The sequence below is a fragment of the Chitinophaga rhizosphaerae genome, from assembly GCF_003958645.1.
Taxonomy (GTDB): Bacteria; Bacteroidota; Bacteroidia; order Chitinophagales; family Chitinophagaceae; genus Chitinophaga; species Chitinophaga rhizosphaerae.
Genome location: NZ_RXLO01000003.1, coordinates 174,070 through 198,360 on the forward strand (window position 1 = coordinate 174,070; position 24,291 = coordinate 198,360).

The following is a 24,291-nucleotide window of genomic DNA, read 5'->3' on the forward strand; positions in this document are numbered from 1 at the left end:
TATTAAAGTGCAACAAAGTTGCAAATCTATAAAAATGCATCAACGTTGCAAATTTATGGCTGGATTTATTGGAAACGATTTTCGGGGGTGATAAGTAAGTCGCGCGGGGCTTGTGTTACAAGAAATCGGGAGAGAAAAAAATGGGACGTAATGAAAATGATAAGATATATTTGAGGGTGGATGGATTTCCGTCCGATTTACTGGAATAAAACATCATTCAACATACTAAAGATGATCTGACATACTGCTCAGATTTTGGATGAAAAGCAAAAAAGGGCCGTTTTCACGGCCCTTGTGTATTAATAAGGAATTAATAATCAGTGAGAATGATCGTGCCCATGCCCGGGATCGGGGAGTTGGGCGGTATCTTCATCGTAATACACGAAGAAGTAGAGGTAGATAACGCGGGAAATGCGCATCAGCCAGGGTTGCAGGGCGATGAGTATGACACCGTTGATACTGAGCCACCAGTAAATACTGTTATCGTCCCAGCTCATTCCGAAGAAAAACCAGTACCAGATCAGGTTGAAGACAGACAGGGCGATGCCGAGCGCGTAGCTCACATATCCGGTCCCGAACCAGAAACCGGTTTCCAGTTCATATTTCTGATTGCACACGGGGCATCTTTCGTACATCTCGAAGATTTTCGAGAAGCGCAGCTGGAAGGGATTTTTGTTCTTGAACATATCGCCCCTTCTGCAGTGGGGGCATTTCATCTTCAGCATGCTGAGAAAGTAATTCGGTCTGTTGCTCATGGTGCGCAAAAATACGATTTAATTTCAGGATGCTGCCGGCACTTCGGTGGTTTTGCGTTCACCGATCTGCTGGCGCCACATGGCGTAGTACAGTCCTTTTTCCGTGAGCAGGTCGTGATGCGCGCCGGTTTCCACGATCTTTCCTTTTTCGAGCACGTATATGCGGTCGGCATGCATGATGGTAGACAGGCGATGGGCGATCATTACGGTGATGTGTTCCTTGCTGGAGGTGACGTGCCGCACGGTTTGGGTGATTTCTTCTTCCGTGATGGAATCGAGGGCGGAAGTGGCTTCGTCGAATACCAGCAGCCTCGGTTGGCGCAGCAGGGCCCGGGCGATGGAGAGGCGTTGTTTTTCGCCGCCCGAAATCTTGATCCCGCCTTCACCGATCACCGTATCGATCCCTTTTTCCGCACGCGCCAGGAGGCTGTAGGCCGATGCCCTTTGCAGCGCGCTCATCATGTCTTCTTCCGTGGCTTGGGGGTTCACGAACGCGAGGTTCTCCCGGATCGTTCCCGAAAACAGCTGCGTATCCTGCGTCACGAAGCCGAGCTGGAGCCGCAGTTCTTCGATATCCAGTGCGTTGGAATCGATGCCGTTGTACTGGATATGCCCTTCACCGGGCTTGTACAATCCCACGAGCAATTTCACCAGGGTTGTTTTGCCGCTTCCCGATGGCCCCACGAATGCGATGGTTTCCCCGGTTTTTACCGTGAAAGTGATATCGTCGAGCGCCTTGCTTTTGGCCGTGATATGCTGGAAACTCACGTCCCGGAACGCCAGTTCGTTCACCAGCGAAAGCCGGGCCGGCGATGCGGGCGTTTCTTCCACCGGCGTCTTCAATATCCGCTGGAAGTTATCGAGCGAAACCTGTGCTTCGCGGTAGGCGAGGATGATGTTGCCCAGCTCCTGCAGGGGGCCGAACAGGAAGAAGGAATAGAGCTGGAGAGAGAATAGTTGTCCCACCGTCACCACATCCCCATACAGCAGGTACAGCAGCAGGAAGAGGATGGAGGAGCGGAGGAGGTTCACGAATGTGCCCTGGACGAACGCGATACTGCGGACGCGTTTCACTTTGGTGAGCTCCAGCAGCAGGATCTTCATGGTATTGGCGTTCAGCCGGCGGATTTCCTGGTTGGTAAGCCCGAGGCTTTTCACCAGTTCGATGTTGCGCAAAGATTCCGTGGTGGCGCCTGCCAGCACGGTGGTCTCCTTCACGATGTTCTTCTGGATGGATTTGATGCGTTTGCTCAGTACGTTCATGAGCCAACCCAGCAGGATGGACCCGCCGAAATATACGAACACCAGCGACCAGTGGACCCTGAACGCGAAAATCATCACGAACACGACGCCCACGAGGGTGGTGAAAAGTATATTGATAAACTGGGAGATGAATTTTTCCGTGTCGAGCCGCACTTTCTGGAGCACCGCGAGGGTTTCTCCGGAACGCTGGTCTTCGAACTCCTGGTATGGCAGCCGCATGGAATGGCGCAGGCCGTCCGTATACATTTTGGCCCCGAGGCGCTGGGTGATGGCGCTCACGAAGTAATCCTGGAAAGCCTTGGCAATGCGCGATACCATGGCCACGCCGATGGAAGCCAGCAGCAACAGCAACACACCGCTCAGGTATTGGCTTTCGGTCCGCGGAATGGCTTCAGCCGCATTCTTGGCGGAAAACGTGGTGGGATGGTCGGCGAACTTGTCCACGATCACGCCGAAGATCCAGGGGTCCATGAGGGAAAAGACCTGGTTGACGGTCGCAAGCCCGAGGGCAGCCACCACCAGCCATTTATAGTTTTTGAGGTACTGCAGTAATAATTTCATGGGGCAAAGTTAGGGTTATTTGTTACCCTAACGGTGTTGCGACATCGATTTTAAACTGGACTAATCACGGTATTTACCCTAAAAATTGCGTAAATTAATATCCGGCCGGGAAGGTCATCCACCAGCATGTTATGAGCCTCGCAAACTGATATTTCTCCGCAGAACGGCAAACCCGCTCGCCCCGGCGCTTCACCCGCAAAACAATTGCCGTATGAAAACGTATGACGAAAAACACATCAAAAACGTTGTGCTCATTGGCGCTGCCAAGAGCGGCAAAACGACGCTGGCCGAAGACATGCTCTTCGAGGCCGGCATTATCCCAAAACGCGGCTCCGTGGAGGAGCGAAACACCGTGTCGGATTACCACGAAGTAGAGCACGCCCGGGGCAACTCCGTGTACGCCACCACGCTGCATACCGAGTGGCGGGATTACAAGATCAATATCATCGATACCCCGGGCCTGGAAGACTTCATGGGAGAAGTGGCTTCCTCCATCCGTGTGTGCGACACCGCCGTGATGGTGCTGCATGCCTACAACGGCGTGGAAGTGGGCACGGAACTGATCTGGGATTATGTAGACCGGTACGGCAAGCCCACCATTCTGGCCATCAACCAGCTCGATCATGAAAACGCCAATTTCCAGCAGGTGCTCGACCAGGCGAAGGGCTTCTTCGGGCCGGCCGTTACCCTCATGCAATACCCCGTGAACCAGGGGCCCGGCTTCAACGCCATCATCGACCTCCTCAAAATGACCATGTACCGCTTCCCCGAAGGGGGCGGCAAACCCGAAAAACTCCCCATCCCCGACGATGAAAAAGCGCAGGCAGACGAATGGCATAACGCCCTCGTCGAAAAAGCCGCCGAAAACGACGACGCCCTCATGGAACTGTACTTCGAAAAAGGCAGTTTGGATGAGGACGAGTTGCGGCAGGGCCTGAAGATCGGGATGATGAAACACCAGGTGTTCCCTGTTTTCTGCCTCAGCGCCCTCCGGAACATGGGCAGCGGCAGGCTGATGGGGTTCATCGACAACGTTGCCCCTTCCGCCGTGGAAATGCCCCCGGAAGTTACGGAAGACGGCCGCGAAGTGCCCTGCGACCCCGCCGGGCCCACCTGTCTTTTCGTGTTTAAAACCCTCCTGGAACCACACATCGGCAAACTCTCCTTTTTTAAAGTGATGAGCGGCGAAGTGAAAGCCGGTCAGGAACTATATAACGAAAAAGGAAACACATCCGAACGGCTGAACCAGCTGTTCATCGCAGACGGAAAGAACCGCCAGCCCGTAGACCGCCTCCGTTCCGGCGATATCGGCTGCACCCTGAAGCTGAAAAACACCTTCACCAATCATACCCTCAACGATCTGAAATTCAACGCCCAGATCGATCCCGTCCACTTCCCGGCGCCGCGCGTCCGTACCGCCATCGTCGCCAAAAACAAGGCCGACGATGAAAAGCTCGGTGAAGTGCTCAACGAAATCCATATGGAAGACCCAACGCTCGAAGTGGAATACAACCGCGAACTGAAACAGGTCATCCTTCACGGACAGGGAGAACTGCATCTTGCCGTCACCAAATGGCGGCTGGAAAATGTGTATGGCATGCAGGTGGAGTACCTGCCGGCGCGCATTCCCTACCGTGAAACGATCCAGAAGGCGGCGCAGGCAACGTACCGGCACAAAAAACAATCGGGCGGTGCGGGCCAGTTCGGCGAGGTTTTCATGAAGATCGAGCCCTGGTTCGACGGCATGCCGGCCTTCAAGGAATTCCCGGTGCGCGATACGGAAGAGATCGCGCTCAGCTGGGGCGGCAAGCTCGTGTTCAATAATTGCATCGTAGGCGGAGCGATAGACGCGCGCTTCCTGCCATCGATCCTCAAAGGCGTGATGGAAAAAATGAACGAAGGGCCGCTCACCGGTTCTTACGTGCGCGATGTGCGTGTAAGCGTGTACGATGGCAAGATGCACCCGGTAGACAGCAACGATATTTCCTTCAAGATCGCCGGTATGATGGCGTTCCGCGAAGCATTCCACCAGGCCGCGCCCCAGCTGCTGGAGCCGGTGTATGACCTCGAAGCCTCCGCTCCCGATGTGATGATGGGCGATATCATGAGCGAGCTGCAAAGCCATCGCAGCATCATTACCGGCATGGATGCCGGCAACGCCAAACAGGTCATCAAGGCGCGAACGCCGCAGGCGGAACTCGATCACCTTTTCGCTGCCCTGCGCAACGTAACGCAGGGAAAAGCGAAGGTAAAAGTAAGCTTCGCGGAATACGCGCCCGTTCCGGCGGATGTCCAGAAAAAACTCAGCGAAGACTACCGGAAAGTAGAACAGCAAAACGGCCAGCATTGATCGTTGACGCTTGCCGTTGCTTTCGATCATCGGCCCGCAGATTATTTTCTGCGGGCCTTTTTCCTTAGCTATGCAGGCTGTCTGTTCCATCCCCCAATTTTCCGATCGGCAACTCACTTCACCCTATCGCTTTCTGCCATGCACCAGCGCGAATTTTTCCGCTGCCGGGATTATGATTACATCTCCGCGCCCCAGCCCGCCCGGTCCAAGGTCCTGTATTGAATAGCCCCCGCGATGTGGCTCGGTGCAATTTGCGCGCAAGCCTCGAGATCAGCGATGGTACGCGCCACTTTGAGAATGCGGTCGTAGGCCCTGGCGCTGAGCTGTAGCCTGTTCATGGCCGTAGAGAGCAACTGCCGCGCTTCCGGCCCCAGGCGACAATACTTCTCCAGTTGACCGCTGTTCATCTGCGCATTGCAATACGCATCCGGCTGCAAACGGCGGTTGCCCGGCGGAAGCGGATGCTCCGAATGCCCGAACCGCTGCGACTGTAACCGCCGCGCCTCCATCACCCGGCCCCTGATGGCAGCACTGGGCTCCGGCGATGGAGAATCGGCCAGCGCGCCGGGATGTACGGGGGTAACTTCCACATGAAGATCGATACGGTCGAGCAGCGGGCCCGAAATGCGGTTGAGGTATTTCCGGACAACGCCGGGATGGCAGGTGCAGGGCTTTTCGGGATGATTGAAATAGCCGCAGGGGCAGGGGTTCATGCTCGCCACGAGCTGGAATGTAGCCGGGAACTCCATGGCCTGGCGCGCCCTCGAAATACTGACGCATCTTTCCTCCATGGGCTGTCGCAGCACTTCGAGGACGGAGCGCCGGTACTCGGGCAGTTCGTCGAGGAAAAGGATGCCGTGTTGCGCCAGCGAGATTTCTCCGGGCTGGGGAATGCTCCCGCCGCCCACCATCGCCATTTCGCTGATGGTATGGTGCGGGGAACGGAAGGGGCGGGATGTCAGCACGCCGTCCGACGCGTTGAGTTTTCCCGCTACGGAATGGATACGCGTGGTTTCGAGGGCTTCCGCCAGCGTGAGCGGCGGTAAAATAGTGGGGAGCCTTCGCGCCAGCATCGTTTTGCCTGCGCCGGGAGGCCCCACCAGCAGGATGTTGTGGCCGCCCGCCGCGGCGATCTCCATCGCCCGCTTGATCGTTTCCTGCCCTTTCACTTCCGAAAAATCGAGCCCTTCCGGAAAGCCCGGCTGATAAGCAGTTGGCGGTTCGGGATTTCGCGATTCCTTTCCTTCGAGAAAAGCCAATACCTCCCGAACGTGCGACATGCCATACACATCGATCCCTTCCACCATTGCGGCTTCCAGCGCATTCTGATGCGGCAGTATCATGCCGGAGAACCCTTCCTGCCGGGCGCGCATCGCCATCGGCAATGCTCCGCGTACGGGGCGCAACGTCCCGTCCAGCCCCAATTCCCCCATGATCACGAACCGCTCTGCCGGCTGCCGGAAAACCGCCTGTTCGGAAGCTGCCAAAATCCCCAGCGCAATGGGTAGATCGTACGCAGCGCCCGCCTTGCGGATGTCTGCCGGCGCCATGTTCACCACCGTCCGCAAACGGGGCATGCGGTAACCGGTGTTCTTGATCACCGTCTCGATCCGGTATTCGCTTTCCTTAACGGCATTGTCTGGCAGGCCCACAAGACAAAACCGCGTGCCCTGGCCTACATTGACTTCAATAGTAATGGTAATGGCATCCACGCCGTGAATGGCGCTGCCGAAAATTCTGACGAGCATTGGGAACAAACAATGTTAGTGAAACATGAAGATAGGGATTAATCCATCTTCATGTTGTTCAGCAATTCGATTACTTTTTCTTTTCTCAAAATGAGGTAACCGATCTTTTCTTTCGCGATGCCATCGCGCAGCTCGTAGGTAAAATGCAGGTTGTCGTCGATGACTTCCGACTGGAAATATTTGAAAATGATCTTCGGCTCTTCCCGCAATTCTTCCGCGATTTCGTACAGGTGAGTCGATAGGATGTAGAGGCAGCGCCGGTTCTGGAGTAATCCGCGGATCACGGCAAGCGAACAGTTTTTCGCATCTTCCACATTGGTGCCCTTGAACATTTCATCGATCAGGATCAGCCAGTTTTTGCCGTCGCTGATTTTGATGATGGTATTTTTGATGCGCTGTACTTCGTTGTAGAAATAACTTTCGCCTTTGAAGATGTTGTCTTTAACGTCGATGTTCGACAGGATGCCATGGAAGAAACTCAGCGTCATGGACTGTGCCGGAACCCCCATGCCCAGGTGCGCCAGGAACACGGAAATCCCCACGGCCTTGATGAACGTGGTCTTGCCCGCCATATTCGCACCGGTAAGGAATATAAACCCTCCGTCCGGCTCCATCGTCACATCATACGCCACCGGCTGCGGCAGAATAAGATGATACAATTGCTTGATGGCGATGTGCGGTTTGATCTCTTCCGTGAACGAGGGGAAATGCAACCCGAACCGCAGGATGGCCTTGGCCATGCTTTGGAATGCATCCAGCTGGGTATAGATTTCGGTCAGCTCCCACAATACTTTTTTGTACTTCTTGCGGATGGCGCGGTCGTACCGGAGGATCTCGCGGGAATTGAGCGCCCCGTCGTCATCCAGCTGAACGATGGCGTGGAATTCGTCCTTGTTAATGAGCACGCGCGCCCTTTCCAGCAACACGCGGAGGTGGGTGGGCGCCGTTTCAATATCGATTTCTTCCGTGAGCGAGCGGAAGCCGCGGATAAGGTTGAGCAGTTGTTCGAACGAGAACTTGATGAACCCGAAATCAGGCGCGTAGATCGTTTTGGTGACGAGCGTGTTGATGTATAACGCCAGGCCGCCGCTGCTCGAGATCGGCTCGATCTCCGCGTTCAGGTAATTCTCCACCACCACGATGGTGCCGTTGCTGATGGCTTTGGGCCAGGCTTTCTCGTTTTCCAGCAGGTATTGCAGCATCTGCTGGCGGTTGTGGATGGAGGTGATGTCTTTCAGCGGCTGCCCGAATAGTTTGCGGAGGTATTCCCGCCCGCCGGCCGTGGTGGTGAAATCGAGTTTGTGGAATAGGGAATATTCGTCTTCCCGGTTGAAGATCGAAAGGTCGAGGTAGGTTGTTTTGTCCAGCTCCATGCACAGGCGTTTTCGTGAAATTACAATGAATCAATCTAACGGGAAAGATGCCGGCCCCGGAATTTTCCATAAAAAAAACGCCGCCGTTGCCGGGGGCGCTACGTGTATGGATGGGTTGAAATCCGCTTAGGCGTTAAATAACAGGCGTTGGCCGCACTGCTGTTCGTTGAACGTCCCGTTTTCGTAGGCGAGGTGCCCGCTCACGAAAGTATGGGTCACGGCTGCGGGGAAGGCATGCCCTTCGAAGGGGCTCCAGCCGCATTTGTAGTAAAGGTTGTCTTTGGAAACATGGGTCGCGCCGTTCAAATCCACGATCACGGCATCGGCCCAGTACCCTTCGCGCAGGAAGCCTCTTTCCCGGATGCGGAAACACTCTGCGGGGGCGTGGCTCATCTTGCGCACAAGCTGCTCTATGGTAAAACGCCCAGCCTTCACCTGTTCCAGCATCATCAGCAGGCTGTGCTGCACGAGCGGAACGCCGGAAGGCGCCTGCAGGTATGGCTGTTGTTTCTCCTCCCAGGTATGCGGCGCATGATCGGTGGCGATAACGTCCAGCCGGTCGTCCAGCAAGCCTTTCCACAATGCTTCGCGGTTGCTGGCCGCCTTGATGGCGGGATTGCATTTGATGAGGTTGCCGTATTGCGCATAATCGCCGGCCGAAAACCAGAGGTGATGGACACAAACTTCTGCCGTGATCCTTTTTTCGGACAGCGGTTTCATGTTGCTGAAAAGCTGGAGTTCCTTTTCTGTGGAAATATGCAGGATGTGGAGGCGGGAGTTGTGCTTCATGGCAAACTGAACGGCTACGAGCGACGATTCGAAGCAGGCTTCCTCGTTGCGGATCAGCGGATGGTCGGCCGCGGTGAGCTGGTCGCCTTTCGCTTTTTTGAATTCCTCCATGTTGTGGCGGATGATCTTCTCGTCTTCACAATGCGTGGCGATGAGGAGCTCCGTTCCACCGAATATTCTCTCCAGGGTCAGGAAATTGTCGACGAGCATGTTGCCGGTTGAAGAGCCCATGAAAATTTTCACGCCGCAAATGCGGTCTTTCTTGGCGTTGGTTTTGAGCACCTCTTCGGCATTATCGTTGGCTACGCCCATGAAAAAGCTGTAGTTGGCGAGGGAAGTGCGGGCGGCGATGTCGTATTTATCTTCGAGGCGTTCCTGGGTAACGGCTTCGGGTTTGGTGTTGGGCATTTCCATGAAGGAAGTGGTGCCCCCGGCTACGGCGGCCCTGGCTTCGTGGCGGATGTCTGCCTTATGGGTGAGGCCGGGCTCGCGGAAATGCACCTGGTCGTCGATGACGCCTGGCAGGAGGTATTTTCCCGTTCCGTCGATCTCGCGGCCGGTTTCTCCGATCTGCGGCGCAATTTTTTCGATGCGGCCGTTGCGGATGAGGACATCGCCCACGGCGGTGGACCCTTCGTTAACGATGGATATATTCTTGATGATGGTGTTTTGCATGTCGCAAAGGTAAATGTTTTTAACCTTGCAGATGGATGGAAAACACGATGGTGCGGGTATTGAGCTGGTCGAGGACGCGGGAGTACCGGAGGTTCGGGTCTTTCACGTGCACATCGTTCAAACCGTTGCTGATCTTGAATTCGGGGGTGAAGATGAAGGAAGGGAAGTAAATCTCGAAGCCGGCGCCCACTTCGTATCCGTAGGCTGTCTTGTTGATTTTTACGAGATCTTCCGCCCGGCGGAGCCCTTTGTTGGACGCCAGGTCGTAATCGAGCTTCATCCCGGCGATCGTGTATACGCGGAGGTTGCCGATGCGGTCGGATTTGAATTTGATCTGGAGGGGGAAGGATGCGGTGATGGATTCCACTTTCTTTTCGGTGGTCCTTTCCGGGTAATTTTCCTTGTACGACAGGTTTTTATTGGCGAAGAACAGTTGCGGGTTGAAGCGGAGGTCGAACCGGTGGTTGAACCGCAGGTTCGCCAGCAGGCCTACGTTGAAGCCGATGGTTTTGAGGGGCTCGGCTACCATGATAGAGTCCTGTTTGAGGAAAATATCGCTGTGGGTGAGGCGCAAATGGCTTTGGTTCACCGCGAGGGTGATGCCGAAATAATAGGGTTTGCCGTCGTGTTCTTCCATATTGAGCTGCGCCCTGGCGGGCAGGGCTGCCAGGAAGAAAACGGCCATCGTCAGCGGGTGGCGCAGTAAACGGAACAGATCCCGAAAGTAAGCGTTTTGCATGTAACGTCTTGAAAACCAACTTTTTTAAGGATATCGCACATCTCCTGGCCTTGCGGCATCTCTTTCACGGAACTCGGCAGGTACGAATAGGCCGCTTTGTTGCGGGCTACGAGCTTACCGATCGTCGGTGTAATATAACGAAAATAAAAATTATATAATTGTTTGATCGGGAAAGCTGTCGGGTTGGAGAATTCGAGGATTACGGCCATGCCGCCTGGTTTGAGGACGCGGCACATTTCGCCGAGGCCTTTCGCCAGGTTTTCGAAGTTCCGGACGCCGAAAGCCGCCGTTATGGCATCAAACGTTGCATCGGGAAAACTTATTGTTTCGGAGTCGCCCGTTTGCAGGGTGATTTTATCGCTGAAACCGGCTTTCGCTACTTTTTCCCGGCCGATTTCGAGCATGCCTTCGGAAATATCGATGCCGGTGATATGGCCGGGGTTCAGCATCCGTTGGGCCATAATCGCCACATCACCGGTGCCGGTGGCTACGTCGAGCAGGGATTTGGGGGCCAGGGGTTTCAGTTTCCGGAGGGCTACTTTCCGCCACCAGACGTCGATCCCGAGGCTCATGAAATGGTTCATGAAGTCGTAGCGGCCGGCAATATCGTTGAACATGCTGGCCATCTGCTCCTTCTTGCTTAATTTTGACCCTTCAAAAGGAACCACTTTCTGTACGTCTTTGCTCGTCATAATGGGGCAAAGGTAACAGAGGGGCCGCAAATGGAAAAATTATGGTGATCAAATCTGCAGAATACCTCATCAGCAACGTCGACTGGGAAAAATGCCCTGTGGCCGACAAACCGGAATACGCCTTCATCGGCCGTTCCAACGTCGGCAAATCGAGCCTGATCAACTTGCTGACCAGCAGGGATAAACTGGCGAAGACCTCGGGCACGCCGGGCAAAACGCAGCTGATCAATCACTTCCTGATCAATAATCAATGGTACCTGGTGGATCTGCCGGGATATGGCTTCGCCAAGGTATCGCAGGGGCAACGTAAATCGTGGGAGCGGATGATCGAGGATTATCTGCGGAAAAGACCGAACCTCATGAACGTGTTCGTGCTGATAGACAGCCGGCATACGCCGCAGAAAATCGATATCGATTTCATCAACCAGCTCGGGGAGTGGAACATTCCGTTCCAGCTGGTGTTCACGAAGGCAGACAAAAATACGCAGCTGGAAACCAGCCGTAATACGAAAGCATTTCTCAACAAGCTGCGGGAAACCTGGCAGTTCCTGCCCGCGAGCTATGTCACTTCTACCGTAAAAAAGACGGGCCGCGATCAGATCCTGGCGTTTATCGCCGAAATGAACGCGCGCTTCCAGGGCATCGCCTAATTCACGATCTTGTTGGCGCAGGAGCTGCTGGCAAAGGCTTCCGGCTTGGCCTTGAAGGCGAAGCCCATCCCCAGGATGTAGCCCATGGCCTCGCGTAGCGCCAGGTTGCTCTTGAACTGCGGATTGGTGTTAATGTCCGCATGTACTTCCATGTCCACATCATAATCGGTGAACAGGTCGCACAATTCATAGGCGATCTCGATGCTGCGGGCCACTTCCACGAGCATCCGCTCCTTGATGGAATACACGTCCCGCGTTTTTTCGTTGTGGATGAACATGAACCCGCCATGGCCTTCGCGCAGGAAGACGATCACGGTGGCGAATTCGGTTTCCAGGCCCTTCACCTGCGAATCGGTGCCGATGCAGACCTTTAATTTGTGCCCACGACCGGTTTCCCGGACGATGGCACGCCGCACTTCCTCCTTAATGGGCAGGTGAATGGGTTCACCATTGAATCTTCTCCATTTCATACAGGAATGTTTAAACGGTGATGCGTAAACGATGTGCCTTGCTGATAGTCTTTGTGCCGGTCTCCTGGGTTAAGCCTGGTATTTGGAATTATTCGAATATACGAAAATTAACTGCAGCAGAATCGTGTCTGGCAGGGAGGTGTGCGGTTTGGGGAAATCGTGTGGATTGCAGTAATCAGAATTGCCCGGTGCTCAGCAGCACGAGGGTGCAGGCCTGTTGGGGGATGATGCCGTTTTCCCGGGCGAGGGTTTCCAGTTCCGGGTTTTCGGTGCCGGGGTTGAAAATGATCCTTTTCGGGTGGAGGCTGAGGATGTAATCGTAATACTGTACCTGGTTCATGGGATTGAGGTACAGCGTCACCGTATCCACACCGCTCAGCGCCGGATGCTCGTCGGTAACCGGCGTGTCGCCGATGGAGCCGGGGCGCTTGCCGATGGCCGTAACCGGGTGGCCATGCGCCCGGAGGCGCGTAACGGCCAGGTATCCGTAACGTTCGGGATTGGGCGAAGCGCCGAGCACAACCGTGTGTTTAGGTGTATCCATACTGTAAAGTTAAGCTTCTGCGGATTGGTGCGCAAAAGTTATACCATGCCTTAGAAAAGGTGATACCGCTTGCGCGGCAAAGCCTCTTTCACCTGCCGTAGCGCCTCCTCCACACCGGGATATTTGAATGCATATCCCGCCTCCGTTACCCGGGTAGGCAATACCCACCTGCTTTTCAGCAGAAGTTCCGTTTCCGTCCCGATCAGCGCCGCACCGATTCGCAACATCCAGGCGGGCGCCGGCAGACCGAAGTAATATCCGCAGACTTTCTGCAAGGTAGCCGTAAAACCCCGGTTGTCTGTCGGTTGCGGGGAGCTGCAATTGTACACCCCGCTGCAATCCCCGTGTTCCATGAAAAATTCCAGCATGCCCGCCACGTCGGCGATATGTACCCAGCTGAATTTCTGTTTTCCGCTGCCCTGGCGCCCGCCCAGGCCGAATTTCAGGAGGTTAAGGTAGGGGTCCATCACGCCGCCCTGCGCACCGATCACGATTGCCATGCGGAGGATCACCTTTCGTGTGCCGGGTGTTTCCTGGCGGTTGAAAGCGCTTTCCCAACGCTGGCATACCTGCACGGAGAAGTCGCTGTGGAACTCTCCGGTGTATTCGTCCATGGGCCGGTCTTCGGCATGCCGGTAAATAGTGGCGGACGCGGCGTTCACCCATAATGCGGGCGGATTCTTGCAGCGGCGGACGGCCGCTCCGAGCGCTTCGGTGCTGCGGGTCCTGCTGTCGAAAATCTCGTTTTTATTGGCAGGAGTATACCGGCAGTTGACGCTTTTGCCACAGAGGTTGAGGAGCAGGTCTGCGCCCTCGAGCGCGGTGGCCCAGTTGCCCAAAGTGGCGCCATCCCAATGCAGGAAACTGACATTGCCATGCGCCGGGGGCGCCGGTTGGCTACGGGTCAGGATAACGATGAAGTTGTTCTCTCCCCATTCCTCCACCAAACCTTTCCCGATGAAACCGGCGCCGCCGGCGATGACAATGCGTTTGTTTTTCATAATAATTGAAAATTCAGAAATAATTGAAATATATTATCAAACGAGTATCCATTTGTGGAATGTCGTTAAAAAATCAGCGGATCACTTTCATGAGGGTGCTGTAGAACCAGTTTTCTTCCGACTTGATGAACGCGTTAAGAGCAGCGTCTGTCTGGTGGGCGAATTTCTGGATATTCTGCATCGTGTCCCGGAAGGCGCGAACGTTTTTGTCTTTCGGGTCCCCTTCCACTTTACTGAGTTGGAGGAGGACTTTGAGGATCGGGTCGAGCTCTCGTTTCTTCCTTTCCCGGGCGATGGCGGTCCCTACTTTCCAGATATCTTTTTCGGCGACGAAGAATTCTTTTCTTTCGCCGGGCACGAGTATTTTTTCCACGATTCCCCAGTTCATCAGTTCACGCACGTTCATGTTGACGTTCCCGCGCGAGATGTCGAGGCCGGACATGATGTCTTCGGCGCTCAGGGGTTCGGGAGCGATCAGCAGCAGCGCGTGAATCTGGGCCATGGTCCGGTTCACGCCCCACTGGGCGCCCAACAATCCCCATGTCTGGATGAACTGCGCTTTGGCTTCTGGCAATTTCATATATCAAATGTAGGGTAAGTTATTGAACTTTCAAAAGTTTTTGAAAATTAAATGTGTGAGGAGATAAATTTCCAGCCACGGCCAGGCCTTGGGGATTAAGCAGCAAAAAAAGCGCCTCCCGGTCGGGAGGCGCTATATGGCAGATGATTGTTGCTTGGGTTATACCAGCATGTTTACCGGGTTCTCGAGGAAGTTCTTCACGGTAACGAGGAAGCGTGAACCTACAGCGCCGTCTACCGTACGGTGGTCGCAGCTGAGGGTAACTTTCATCACGTTGGTGGTTTTGAACTGTCCTTTATCGGCAACCACGATCTCCTTGATGGCGCCAACTGCGAGGATGGCGGAATCGGGGGAGTTGATGATGGCGGTGAAGGATTCGATGCCCATCATGCCCAGGTTAGACACCGTGAAGGTATTGCCGGAGTAATCGTTGGGCTGAAGTTTCTTGTTTTTCGCTTTATCGGCCAGGGATTTGGCTTCCGCAGCGATCTGGGAGAAGCTTTTCTGGTCGGCGAAGCGGATCACGGGAACGATGAGGCCTTCATCCACGGCAACGGCGGAGCCTACGTGGATGTGCTGGTTGTAGCGGATCACGTCCCCTCTCCAGCTGCTGTTTACGTCAGGATGCTGGCGGAGGGCCATGGCGCAGGCCTTGATGACCATATCGTTGAAGGAAACCTTGGCGGGGGAGATTTTATTGATGGCTTCGCGGGCTGCCATGGCATTGTCCATGTTGATTTCCATGGTCAGGTAGAAGTGCGGCGCCTGGAATTTGCTTTCGCTCAGGCGGCGTGAGATGGCTTTGCGCATCTGGCTAACGGGCACTTCGTTGAAGCTTTCCTCACCGATGGCGGCGAAGGCGGCTACCTGCGGAGCGGGGGCGCCAGCAGCGGGAGCGGCGGCAGGTGCAGCGGCTTTACCGGGCACGAAGCTGTCTACGTCGCGTTTTACGATACGGCCATTGTCGCCGGAACCGGGCACCTGGTTGATGTCGATCCCTTTTTCTTCCGCCAGCTTGCGGGCCAGGGGGGAAGCTTTCACGCGGCCATCCGCAGATGCAGCGGCGGGAGCGGAAGCAGCAGGGGCCGATGCTGCCGCGGGAGCGGCTTCGGTTTGGGCTGCGGCTGCGGGCGCTGCACCACCGGATTGTTCGGCAGCGAGGATGGCGTCCACATCGGTACCTTTCTTGCCGACGATGGCGATGATGCCATTTACTTTGGCGACATTCCCTTCGGGGATGCCGATATGGAGAAGCGTACCGTCTGCATACCCGATCACTTCCATGGTTGCCTTATCGGTTTCCACTTCAGCGAGCACGTCGTCAGATTTTACGGTATCGCCCACTTTTTTATTCCATGCTACGATCTTGCCTTCCGTCATGGTATCGCTCAGGAGCGGCATACGGATCACGGTGGCGTTTTTGAGGGCTGCGTCCAGCGCGCCTTTATCTGCAGCGGGGGCTGCGGCGGCAGGAGCGGCTGCTTCGGCCTTGGGGGCGGGAGCGGCGGCCTGGGCTGCGGGGGCGGCGCCTCCGTCCAGGAGCGATTTGAAATCTTCTCCCGGTTTGCCGATGATGGCGATGATCTCGTTCACCTTAGCGGCTTTCCCTTTTTCCACGCCGATGTATAATACGGTTCCGTCCACGTATGGCATAACCTCCATGGTAGCCTTGTCGGTCTCCACTTCGGCAATTACATCGTCCGATTTTACGGTATCGCCTACCTTTTTATGCCATTCCGCGATCACCCCTTCTGTCATCGTATCACTTAAAAGGGGCATTCTGATAACTTCTGCCATAGTGTTTCTTCGAAATTTTGCCCAAACCTACAAGTTTTTGCGCAAAAACGCAAAGGATGCAGTGTAAGGGAGTTTAAAAATAGTCGTTCCCAATAGGGATGTTACGTTAAAAATCGAGTTCCATGTTGAGCCGTTCACGCAGTTCCTTTACCAGGGGGTATTTTTCCATCATCCGTACAAATTGCTCCTTGCTGGAAAGCGGCACCGGGCCGGTATCTTCCTCGGACTGGCGCGATTCGTCGAGCGAAAGGGTCAGGATGAGGTCCTTATTCCGGAATTTCTGCTTGAAAAACTCGGAGATTTCGAGTTTTTCCTCTTCCATGAAGCGGTACTGAACGATGTTCCTGCTGGTGATATTGATCTCTTCGGGGCCTCTGAGCTCGGTTTGGGCCAGCTGGAGGTTACCTACCACGGTCATTTTATTGGCTTGCCGGAACCGGTCGATGAATTCGTCCCAATACACGGCAACGGCGCCGGCGGTAAGCGGGATGGATTCTTTTACGACGGCGTTGGCGTTTTGCTGCTGTTTGGCGGCCAGGGCTTCCTTCATGGCGGCGAGCCCGGTCAGTTTGGGCTTCGGGCCACCGTTCCCCGCTGCCGGCGGGGGCGTAGCCGCAACCGGGTTGGGCGCGGGCGCGGGTTTCGGAGCCGGAGGCGTGGGGGCCGGGGCCTGCACGGGCTGCGCGGTTTGTGCTGGCCGTGCAGCGCCAGACTCGATGGTGAGTTTGGGTTCGGGCGGCGTGATCGTTTTGCTGGTGGCCGGTTTGCCGTAGATCGGCGTGGGGAACGGGGCTCTCAGGCGCTGGGGAGCCCCTTCAGGAATCAAGTTTTTTTTTACCACTTCGCCCGTCTGCTCATTGCTCACGAGCGTCACCGCCTGCTGGAGGTAACACAGCCGGATAAGGGCCATTTCCACGTGCAGGCGCTTGTTCCGCGCCATCCGGTACCCGATTTCGGTATCGTTCAGCAATTGCAGGGCCGTTACGATGAAAGGTGCGCTCAGGCGGCCGCTCATCTGGCGGTAGCGGTCTTTCAGGTTGGCAGACACTTCCATGAGGTGGAGCACCTTTTCATCCTTGCAAACCAGTAAGTTACGCAGGAATTCGGCCAGGCCGCCCAGGAAATTGTCGCCCTCGAAACCCTTTTGCAGGATTTCGTCGAATATCAGCAGCGAGCCCGCGATATCCTGGTTCAACACCCCTTCCATGATCCGGAAGAAGTAGTCGTAATCGAGGATATTGAGGTGCTCGAGGGTATTTTGATAGGTAAGCTGCCCGCCGGTAAAGCTCACGATCTTGTCCAGCGTACTGAGCGAATCGCGCATGCAACCGTCCGTTTTCTGGGCAATGAGGTGCAGGGCGTCTCCCTCGGCGGAAAGCTGCTCCTTGTTCACGATTTCCTGCAGATGGTCTACCGTGTCCTGGATCGTGATCCGCCGGAAGTCGAAAATCTGGCAGCGAGACAGGATGGTGGGCAGGATTTTATGCTTTTCGGTGGTGGCGAGGATGAAGATGGCGTAAGACGGCGGTTCTTCGAGCGTTTTGAGGAACGCGTTGAAGGCCGACGAGCTGAGCATGTGCACCTCATCTATGATATATATCTTGTATTTACCGGCCTGGGGGGCAAAGCGCACCTGGTCTACCAGGGTCCGGATATCGTCTACCGAGTTATTGGACGCGGCGTCGAGCTCATGGATGTTGAAAGAGCTGCCTTCGTTGAACGTGCGGCAGGAATTGCATTCGTTGCACGCTTCGCCGTCTGCCTGTAGGTTCTCGCAGTTGATCGTTTTGGCGAGGATCCTGGCGCAGGTGGTTTTACCCACGCCCCTGGGGCCGCAAAACAGGAAGGCATGCGCCAGCTGGTTATTGCGGATGGCATTCTTGAGAGTGGTGGTAATGTGGGCCTGGCCTACTACCGTCGAGAAGTTCTGTGGGCGGTACTTACGGGCCGATACGATAAAATTTTCCATGATGGGCGTCGCTCCTTTCCAAAAGCCGAAAGTAACGCAAAAAATAGGAAGTAAAAAGTTGGAAAACGAAAACCGGCCATGGAGGCCGGTTTTCGTAATATCTTCCCTTACTGGAGCACGGGGTGCCGTTTGAACTCCCGCTGCCGGTCGAACAGGTACCGGAAAGTGGTCAGTTTCCGGCTGTGGGTGCCACCCAGGCTTTCGGCCACATTGAGCATTTTGGGGTTCCAGTCGCCCACCCATTGCATTTCGTATTGATCGTACCGCTTCCGGGGCTGGATGACTTTGGCGCCTTCCACGATCATAAAGGAATCGACCCCTTTTCCCTGGAACTCCGGCACCACGCCGAACACCAGCCCGGTAAATTTCCGGCAGGCGCCTGTCATCTTCAGCCAGAGGAACTGCAATTTCTGCAGCAGGCCGAATTTGCCGTGCATATGCTTGAAGTACTGGTTGAGGTCGGGGAGGTTGAGCCAGCAGGCAACGGGCTCGTTATTATGATAAACGAACCATACGATCTCCTCGTCCATCACCGGTTTCATTTTCCGGAAGATAAGGACGGCCTGTTCCCGGCTCATTTCCTTATTGCCGCCATGGCCCGCCCAGGCTTTGTTGTAGACGGTCACGAAATCACCGGCGAATTTATCCAGTTGGTCTTTACGGAGATGCCGCGCCTCGAAGGCCGGGTCTTCCGCGATGGCGGCATGGCGGGAATGGAATTTGCTTTTTAACGTGGTCCCCTGCACGTCGAGCCCGAAACAGATCTGGTTGAAAAATGGCAAAAAGCCATAGTTTTCAAACAATTTTTTGTAGTACGGCGGATTGTAGGCCATGCCGAAAGGAGGGTCCACGAACCCTTCAACCTGCAATCCCCACCAACGGTCGCGATCCCCGAAATTGATGGGCCCGTCCATCGCCTCCATCCCTCTTTCGGCCAGCCAGGCTTTCGCCGTATCGAACAGGAGATCGGCGGCGGCCTGGTCGTCGACGCAGTCGAAAAAACCGACGCCGCCAACGGGGAAATCGTCTCCAATGGTTTTATACCGCTTGTTCACGAACGCGGCGATGCGCCCCGTGAGCCTGCCCTGTTCGTCTTCCATCACCCAACGGATGGCCTCTCCGAACCGGAAGGCCTTGTTCTTTTCCGGGCTGAAAACATCCTCGATGTCTTTGTCGAGCGGTTGAATCCAGCCTTCCTTATCCTGGTTCAGCGTTACGTGTACCTGGAGGAATGCCCGCGCCGTGGTTTCGTCGTTTACCGGTTTTATTTTCATCTGGGACATAGGTGCAAAAATAAAATATATTGGAATCCGTTATTCATCCGGATGAATTTTTAGAAATGCAAAGTAATGGAAATCATATTTCGCCCCCTAATAATCCCGTTTGAAATGCAAACTTATCCATCTGCCACAATTAACGTTTCGTTTAGCTTTCCCCTACTATTTTTATGGAATAACTGAACCCGTGCATCCCGTTTATACCGCCCCATGGTGGTTTGCGCAGTTGAGACCTGAAAAATACATTCCGACATACCCTTGATTCATACCACACACCGTTCTGTTATGCTAAAAAAGAAATGGTGGCTGATCGCTACCCTCCTGTTTGTTTGTGCCTTGATAGGCTTTTTCATGTTCGGGAAGAAGGCGGAAGGCCCTGGCGCCCGCGCTACTGTGAAAAAAGATATGTTCCGCGACATCGTGGCCAGCCCCGGCGAGCTCATGGCGGAAAACACCGTTTACATCCAGGGCCCTCCGCTCCAGGCCAACCAGATCTATGAAGACGTCAAGATCCAGGACATGGTAGCGGAAGGCATCACCGTGAAGGAAGGCGATTACATCGCCACCCTCGACCCCGCCGTGGTCAATAAAAAAATCAGCGACGTGAGCATGGAGCTCGACCGCGCCAATACCACCCTGTCCCAAACCGCGCTCGACACTACGCTCCAGCTCCGCGAATCGCGGGATGCCATCACCAACCAGGTGTTCGGCCTGGAACAGAAACAGATCGCCCTGCAGCTGAGCAAATTCGAACCGCCCGCCACCATCCGCCAGGCGGAACTGGACCTCGACAAGGCCCGCCGCGACCTCCAGCAGCTCGAAGAAAAGCACAAGATCAAGGAACGGCAAAGCATCGCCAAAATGGAACAGGCCCAGCGCGATGTGGCCCGCCATCAAAAGAACCTCGCCAACCTCGAGGAACTGAAAAGCAAATTCACCATCAAAGCCCCGAAAAACGGACTGCTGGTATATGTGAACGACTGGTCGCAAGGCGGCAAAAAGAAATCCGGCTCCTCCATCCGCAGCTGGGACCCCAACCTCGCCATGCTCCCCGATCTCTCCAGCATGCTATCCAAAACCTACATCAACGAGGTCGATATCAGCAAAATCAAAAAAGGCCAGAAAGTTACCATGGGCCTCGATGCCTTCCCGGAAGTGAAACTCACCGGCACCGTATCCTCCGTCGCCAATATCGGCGAAAACAGGCCCGGGTCGAACGCAAAGGTGTTTGAGGTAATGATCAAGCTCGAAAAAGTGGATTCTATCCTCAAACCGGGGATGACCACTTCCAACAATATCCTCATCAACGAAGTCCCCGGAAAACTGACCATTCCGCTGGAAAGCGTTTTCAGCGAGAAGTCGAAAAGCTACGTGTACCTGCGCAAAGGCAACGTCATCGAGAAGCGCGAAGTGGCCCTGGGCAAGAGCAACGACGAAGTCGTGATCGTGGAAAAAGGCCTGGCGGCGGGAGACGAAGTCTTCATGTCGGAACCGGCATCCGCCAGGGAAAATGCCATCATACCCATCAAATAACCCCTAAAACCGCCACTCATGCAGCAATTATGGGGTACCCGTAATTCCAATAACCTGCGCATCGCGCTGGATTCCCTCGTGGCCAACCGGCTGCGGTCGTTCCTCACCGCGCTGGGCATCATCTTCGGCGTTGGCGCCGTGATCGCCATGCTCGCCATCGGCCGCGGCGCCAAGGAAGAGATCATGAACCAGATGAAACTGGTCGGGGTCAATAATATCGTCATCAAGCCCGTCACCGAAAAAAAGGAAGAAGAAGAGAAGGAAGGGACGGAACAGAAAAAGCCCGCCGGACAGGAAAAGAAGCAGAAGTTCTCCAAAGGCCTCAGCCTGGCCGATGCGCATTCCATTCTGAAAATGGTGCCCACCGTAGAATCCATCAGCGCAGAGATGATCCTCGACCAGGACATTATCTACAAAAGCAAAAGCAAAAAACTGAAAACCGTGGGCGTAGAGCCGTCGTTTTTCGCCCTCAACAACATCGGGCTGGCCGAAGGCAAAATGTTCAACGAGCAGCAACTGGCCCGGGGCGAAGGCGTGTGTATCATCGGCGCAGGCGTGAAACGGAAGTTCTTTTTGTCGGAAGACCCGGTGGGCAAAGACATCAAGATCGGCCAGCAATGGCTCCGCGTGATCGGGGTGACCGACGAAAAGCTCATCAGCAGCGCCACGAAAGAAAACCTCGGTATCCGCGACTACAACATGGATGTCTACATCCCCATCCAGACGGCCGTGCTCCGCTACCGCAACCCCGCGTTCCGGATTTCGGATAACCGCTGGGAAAGAGACGATAATCCCCCGCCGGCGCACCAGCTCGACCAGCTCATCGTGAAAGTCCACGATCCGGAGCTGCTCACCGAATCGGCCGGCATCATCAGCCGGATGCTGAAACGGCGGCATTCCGACGTGGAAGATTTCGAAGTAACGATCCCCGAGCAGCTCCTGAAGCAACAGCAGAAAACAAAAGACGTGTTCAATATCGTATTGAGCGCCATCGCGGGGATTTCGCTGCTGGTGGGCGGTATCGGCATCATGAACATCATGCTGGCGTCTGTACTGGAGCGGACCAAAGAGATCGGCATCCGCATGGCTTTGGGCGCGCAGAAGCGGGACATCGTCATGCAATTCCTCTTCGAAGCCGTGCTCATCAGTCTTTGCGGCGGCATCATCGGCATTCTGCTCGGTGTGGCCGGAGCTTATTTTGTGGACAAGGTGGCCGATATCAAGACCATCATTTCCGCTATTTCCATCCTGTTATCCTTTGTGCTGGCATCGTCTGTAGGGTTGATCTTCGGGATCTCCCCCGCACGGAAGGCCGCCAACCAGAACCCAATTGAATGTTTACGCCATGCTTAAAAAACTGACCCTTTCCGCCGTGGTGGCGGCAGCCCTCATACCTGCGGCCCGCGCGCAGCAATCGTTGCACCTTAAAGACGTGATTTCCCTGGCGCAGCGCAACTCGCCCTCGTTCTACCGCGCGCAGAGCCGCGCCCTCAACTCGTTATACGCTTACCGGTATTTCAAATCGGGGCAGATGCCGCAGCTGGCGCTGAACTTCAACAACAGCAGCAGTTTGCTCGGTGAAACGGTGGAAGTGTTGCAGCCCGACGGGAAGATAGAATACATCCGGAGGAAGACCTCCAACACCTCGCTGGGGCTCGGTTTGCGCCAGAATGTTCCCTGGACCGGGGGCTCCTTCTCCGTCCGCTCGGACCTCAGCCGGTTCGATGTATTCGGCGACCTGTCGTCCCAGAACTACCTGGCCACGCCGTTTTCCATTAACTACAACCAGCCCTCTGTCGTGTACAACCCTTTCCGCTGGGAGCGCATGATCGCCCCCATCATGTACGACGAAAGCAAGCGGCAGTATGTGGAAGACCTGGAGGTGGTGGGGCTCGACGGCGCTTCGTATTTCTTCGCCGCCCTCAACGCACAGGTGCAGGTGAAAATCTATCAACAGAATGTGGACAATACGGACACCCTGTACAAAATTTCCAAAGGCCGGTTCGACCTGGGGAAGATCGCGGAGAACGAATTGCTGCAAATCGAACTGAGTTTGCTCAATGCCCGCAATACCCTCGAGCAGTCGACCCTCCAGAAAGAAATGGCGTACCAGGAACTGAAGCGGTTCCTCAACATGCCGAAAGACGCCGATATTTCCCTGGCGATGCCAGACGCGGTGCCCCAGTTCGAGGTGCCGCTGGATAAGGCCGTGGCCGAAGCGTCGAGCAACCGGCAGAGCGTGCTGGAATTCCGCCGCCGGCGGCTGGAGGCCAACCGGGATGTGGCGGCAGCCAAAGCGTACAGCGGCTACGAATTCAACCTGCAGGCGCAGCTGGGTCAGCGGAATAACGACGAAAAGCTGCGGAAAGCCTATTCCGGCGGAGAAGTGCAGCAGAACCTGAGCGTAGGCGTGGGTATCCCGATCATGGACTGGGGCCGCGCCCGGAACAGGGTCCGCCAGGCAAAGGCCAACCGCGACCTCATCGAGATAGACGTGCAGCAGGAAGAAAGGAAATTCGAACAGGAAGTGTACCTCCAAACCCAGCAGTTCAACATCCAGAAACGGGTGCTGTCCAGCGCCGCGAAGGCAGACACCATTGCCCGTTTGCGATACGAGATCACCAAGCAGCGGTACCTCATCGGGAAAATCAGCATCACCGACCTCAACCTCGCGCAGCAGGAAAAAGACCAGGCCACACAGTCGTACATCACCGCCCTGCGCAGCTTCTGGAACAATTATTATACCCTCCGCCGCCTGACGCTTTTCGATTTCGAGAAAAACGAAAAGATCAGGTACGAATACGACGAACCATAAAACGGAGCCATATACCAGACGGTGCCGGGTTTTCTCCTTTGAAAATCCGGCATTATTTTTTCTGTAAGGGAGGATATGCGTCCCAATTGGATTATGATCGCCGTATTATCCGTGCTCGTGGTGGCGTTCGGGATTAAATCCTGCGCCGACCAGAACCGCGCCCGCAAACTGCTGCGGGTGAATGCGGGCCTGATCCGTGAAAACCAGGAATTGAAAGACAGGCTTACCCTCAGCAACCGCACCACCCAGCAGATCGCCGACCGGAAAGACATGCAGCTGCAAATGCAGGCCACTTTCGTGGACCGGCGCGAATATTTCCGCCGGAACTGGAAGCAGTACATCACTTTACATACCGGAGATTACAAAACCGGCTTCCTGGGCGGCATCCGCAACCTGGAAATCACGCTCCGCAACCAGACGGAATTCCCGCTGGACAATGCCGTGGTGATCGTGGAGTACCTCCGCGGGAACGGCGCCGTCTTCAAATCCGAGCCATACACCATTCATAATATCCCCGAAAAAGGGAGCCGCACTATCCAGGCCAGCAATTCCCGGAAAGGGACGAAGGTGAACATCCGGCTGATGAGCGTCACGAGCCAGCCCATGAACTTCTGCTGGTCGGCCGGCAAGCGGGTGGTCCCGGGGGATGAAGACCCCTGGGCCTGCGTTCCCAGGGCCAAACCGGCGGATTCCCTCGCCCGGTAGCGCCA

At 55.3% G+C, this 24,291-nt stretch carries 20 protein-coding genes; 6 read left to right on the forward strand and 14 right to left on the reverse strand.

The window, feature by feature from the left end; all coding sequences use genetic code 11:
- Nucleotides 1-317: 317 nt before the first annotated feature.
- Nucleotides 318-755, reverse strand: coding sequence for a DUF983 domain-containing protein (locus EJ361_RS07895; protein WP_126244949.1), 438 nt, complete (start codon nt 753-755; stop codon nt 318-320).
- 24 nt (nt 756-779) lie between these two features.
- Nucleotides 780-2,579 carry an ABC transporter ATP-binding protein gene (locus tag EJ361_RS07900; protein ID WP_126244950.1) on the reverse strand — a complete coding sequence of 600 codons (1,800 nt, stop codon included), beginning with the start codon at nt 2,577-2,579 and terminating at the stop codon, nt 780-782.
- Nucleotides 2,580-2,790: 211 nt separating this feature from the next.
- On the opposite strand from EJ361_RS07900, the gene EJ361_RS07905 reads away from it, so the two are divergent.
- A complete protein-coding gene (locus EJ361_RS07905; protein ID WP_126244951.1) occupies nt 2,791-4,929 on the forward strand; it encodes an elongation factor G in 2,139 nt (712 codons plus the stop codon).
- Nucleotides 4,930-5,105: 176 nt separating this feature from the next.
- On the opposite strand, the gene EJ361_RS07910 is transcribed toward EJ361_RS07905, so the two are convergent.
- From EJ361_RS07910 to ubiE, 5 genes are all read right to left on the reverse strand, one after another.
- The gene (locus EJ361_RS07910) at nt 5,106-6,677 is read right to left on the reverse strand and encodes a YifB family Mg chelatase-like AAA ATPase (protein WP_126244952.1); all 1,572 of its coding nucleotides are present in this window, start codon (nt 6,675-6,677) and stop codon (nt 5,106-5,108) included.
- A 38-nt stretch (nt 6,678-6,715) separates the two neighbouring features.
- The gene (locus EJ361_RS07915; protein WP_126244953.1) at nt 6,716-8,050 is read right to left on the reverse strand and encodes a MutS-related protein; all 1,335 of its coding nucleotides are present in this window, start codon (nt 8,048-8,050) and stop codon (nt 6,716-6,718) included.
- Nucleotides 8,051-8,176: 126 nt separating this feature from the next.
- Nucleotides 8,177-9,514 (reverse strand): dihydroorotase, encoded by a 1,338-nt coding sequence (locus EJ361_RS07920; RefSeq protein WP_126244954.1) that lies wholly within the window; start codon nt 9,512-9,514, stop codon nt 8,177-8,179.
- Nucleotides 9,515-9,533: 19 nt separating this feature from the next.
- Nucleotides 9,534-10,253 carry a type IX secretion/gliding motility protein PorT/SprT gene (gene porT / locus EJ361_RS07925; protein WP_240646575.1) on the reverse strand — a complete coding sequence of 240 codons (720 nt, stop codon included), beginning with the start codon at nt 10,251-10,253 and terminating at the stop codon, nt 9,534-9,536.
- Nucleotides 10,202-10,945, reverse strand: coding sequence for a bifunctional demethylmenaquinone methyltransferase/2-methoxy-6-polyprenyl-1,4-benzoquinol methylase UbiE (ubiE, locus tag EJ361_RS07930; protein WP_126244955.1), 744 nt, complete (start codon nt 10,943-10,945; stop codon nt 10,202-10,204). The genes porT and ubiE overlap by 52 nt, the downstream gene beginning before the upstream one ends.
- Before the next feature lie 41 nt (nt 10,946-10,986).
- On the opposite strand from ubiE, the gene yihA reads away from it, so the two are divergent.
- Complete coding sequence (yihA, locus tag EJ361_RS07935; protein WP_126244956.1) at nt 10,987-11,595, forward strand: ribosome biogenesis GTP-binding protein YihA/YsxC; 609 nt, start codon at nt 10,987-10,989, stop codon at nt 11,593-11,595.
- On the opposite strand, the gene EJ361_RS07940 is transcribed toward yihA, so the two are convergent.
- The 7 genes from EJ361_RS07940 to EJ361_RS07970 all read right to left on the reverse strand — a co-directional run bounded on the left by EJ361_RS07940 (nt 11,592) and on the right by EJ361_RS07970 (nt 19,239).
- Complete coding sequence (locus tag EJ361_RS07940; protein WP_126244957.1) at nt 11,592-12,065, reverse strand: ribonuclease H-like YkuK family protein; 474 nt, start codon at nt 12,063-12,065, stop codon at nt 11,592-11,594. The genes yihA and EJ361_RS07940 overlap by 4 nt on opposite strands.
- 175 nt (nt 12,066-12,240) lie before the next feature.
- On the reverse strand, nt 12,241-12,609 hold the full coding sequence (locus EJ361_RS07945) for a CoA-binding protein (protein WP_126244958.1): 369 nt from the start codon (nt 12,607-12,609) through the stop codon (nt 12,241-12,243).
- Between the two features lie 50 nt (nt 12,610-12,659).
- Nucleotides 12,660-13,610, reverse strand: coding sequence for a TIGR01777 family oxidoreductase (locus tag EJ361_RS07950; RefSeq protein ID WP_126244959.1), 951 nt, complete (start codon nt 13,608-13,610; stop codon nt 12,660-12,662).
- A 73-nt stretch (nt 13,611-13,683) separates the two neighbouring features.
- On the reverse strand, nt 13,684-14,190 hold the full coding sequence (locus EJ361_RS07955; protein ID WP_126244960.1) for a GbsR/MarR family transcriptional regulator: 507 nt from the start codon (nt 14,188-14,190) through the stop codon (nt 13,684-13,686).
- Nucleotides 14,191-14,349: 159 nt separating this feature from the next.
- Nucleotides 14,350-15,987, reverse strand: coding sequence for a pyruvate dehydrogenase complex dihydrolipoamide acetyltransferase (locus EJ361_RS07960; RefSeq protein WP_126244961.1), 1,638 nt, complete (start codon nt 15,985-15,987; stop codon nt 14,350-14,352).
- Nucleotides 15,988-16,093: 106 nt separating this feature from the next.
- The gene (locus EJ361_RS07965; RefSeq protein WP_126244962.1) at nt 16,094-17,956 is read right to left on the reverse strand and encodes a DNA polymerase III subunit gamma/tau; all 1,863 of its coding nucleotides are present in this window, start codon (nt 17,954-17,956) and stop codon (nt 16,094-16,096) included.
- A 107-nt stretch (nt 17,957-18,063) separates the two neighbouring features.
- The gene (locus EJ361_RS07970) at nt 18,064-19,239 is read right to left on the reverse strand and encodes a hypothetical protein (RefSeq protein WP_240646576.1); all 1,176 of its coding nucleotides are present in this window, start codon (nt 19,237-19,239) and stop codon (nt 18,064-18,066) included.
- 279 nt (nt 19,240-19,518) lie between these two features.
- Here EJ361_RS07970 and EJ361_RS07975 point away from each other — a divergent pair, with 279 nt between their 5' ends.
- The 4 genes from EJ361_RS07975 to EJ361_RS07990 all read left to right on the forward strand — a co-directional run bounded on the left by EJ361_RS07975 (nt 19,519) and on the right by EJ361_RS07990 (nt 24,286).
- Complete coding sequence (locus EJ361_RS07975) at nt 19,519-20,766, forward strand: efflux RND transporter periplasmic adaptor subunit (RefSeq protein WP_126244963.1); 1,248 nt, start codon at nt 19,519-19,521, stop codon at nt 20,764-20,766.
- An 18-nt stretch (nt 20,767-20,784) separates the two neighbouring features.
- Entirely contained in the window at nt 20,785-22,119 is a 1,335-nt protein-coding gene (locus tag EJ361_RS07980) for an ABC transporter permease (RefSeq protein ID WP_126244964.1), read from the forward strand.
- Nucleotides 22,112-23,581: a TolC family protein gene (locus EJ361_RS07985; protein WP_126244965.1), complete on the forward strand. Its 1,470-nt coding sequence runs from the start codon at nt 22,112-22,114 to the stop codon at nt 23,579-23,581. The genes EJ361_RS07980 and EJ361_RS07985 overlap by 8 nt, the downstream gene beginning before the upstream one ends.
- Before the next feature lie 93 nt (nt 23,582-23,674).
- The gene (locus EJ361_RS07990; protein WP_126244966.1) at nt 23,675-24,286 is read left to right on the forward strand and encodes a hypothetical protein; all 612 of its coding nucleotides are present in this window, start codon (nt 23,675-23,677) and stop codon (nt 24,284-24,286) included.
- Nucleotides 24,287-24,291 lie beyond the last annotated feature (5 nt).

Excerpts from the sequence above, each read along its gene's own strand:
- EJ361_RS07980 (WP_126244964.1), top strand. The coding sequence starts at position 20,785 with ATGCAGCAATTATGGGGTACCCGTAATTCCAATAACCTGCGCATCGCG.
- EJ361_RS07975 (WP_126244963.1), top strand. The coding sequence starts at position 19,519 with ATGCTAAAAAAGAAATGGTGGCTGATCGCTACCCTCCTGTTTGTTTGT.
- porT (WP_240646575.1), bottom strand. The coding sequence starts at position 10,253 with ATGCAAAACGCTTACTTTCGGGATCTGTTCCGTTTACTGCGCCACCCG.
- yihA (WP_126244956.1), top strand. The coding sequence starts at position 10,987 with ATGGTGATCAAATCTGCAGAATACCTCATCAGCAACGTCGACTGGGAA.
- EJ361_RS07940 (WP_126244957.1), bottom strand. The coding sequence starts at position 12,065 with ATGAAATGGAGAAGATTCAATGGTGAACCCATTCACCTGCCCATTAAG.
- EJ361_RS07970 (WP_240646576.1), bottom strand. The coding sequence starts at position 19,239 with ATGTCCCAGATGAAAATAAAACCGGTAAACGACGAAACCACGGCGCGG.
- EJ361_RS07985 (WP_126244965.1), top strand. The coding sequence starts at position 22,112 with ATGCTTAAAAAACTGACCCTTTCCGCCGTGGTGGCGGCAGCCCTCATA.
- EJ361_RS07915 (WP_126244953.1), bottom strand. The coding sequence starts at position 8,050 with ATGGAGCTGGACAAAACAACCTACCTCGACCTTTCGATCTTCAACCGG.
- EJ361_RS07900 (WP_126244950.1), bottom strand. The coding sequence starts at position 2,579 with ATGAAATTATTACTGCAGTACCTCAAAAACTATAAATGGCTGGTGGTG.
- EJ361_RS07895 (WP_126244949.1), bottom strand. The coding sequence starts at position 755 with ATGAGCAACAGACCGAATTACTTTCTCAGCATGCTGAAGATGAAATGC.
- EJ361_RS07945 (WP_126244958.1), bottom strand. The coding sequence starts at position 12,609 with ATGGATACACCTAAACACACGGTTGTGCTCGGCGCTTCGCCCAATCCC.
- EJ361_RS07920 (WP_126244954.1), bottom strand. The coding sequence starts at position 9,514 with ATGCAAAACACCATCATCAAGAATATATCCATCGTTAACGAAGGGTCC.
- EJ361_RS07990 (WP_126244966.1), top strand. The coding sequence starts at position 23,675 with ATGATCGCCGTATTATCCGTGCTCGTGGTGGCGTTCGGGATTAAATCC.
- EJ361_RS07960 (WP_126244961.1), bottom strand. The coding sequence starts at position 15,987 with ATGGCAGAAGTTATCAGAATGCCCCTTTTAAGTGATACGATGACAGAA.
- EJ361_RS07955 (WP_126244960.1), bottom strand. The coding sequence starts at position 14,190 with ATGAAATTGCCAGAAGCCAAAGCGCAGTTCATCCAGACATGGGGATTG.
- EJ361_RS07905 (WP_126244951.1), top strand. The coding sequence starts at position 2,791 with ATGAAAACGTATGACGAAAAACACATCAAAAACGTTGTGCTCATTGGC.
- EJ361_RS07965 (WP_126244962.1), bottom strand. The coding sequence starts at position 17,956 with ATGGAAAATTTTATCGTATCGGCCCGTAAGTACCGCCCACAGAACTTC.
- ubiE (WP_126244955.1), bottom strand. The coding sequence starts at position 10,945 with ATGACGAGCAAAGACGTACAGAAAGTGGTTCCTTTTGAAGGGTCAAAA.
- EJ361_RS07950 (WP_126244959.1), bottom strand. The coding sequence starts at position 13,610 with ATGAAAAACAAACGCATTGTCATCGCCGGCGGCGCCGGTTTCATCGGG.
- EJ361_RS07910 (WP_126244952.1), bottom strand. The coding sequence starts at position 6,677 with ATGCTCGTCAGAATTTTCGGCAGCGCCATTCACGGCGTGGATGCCATT.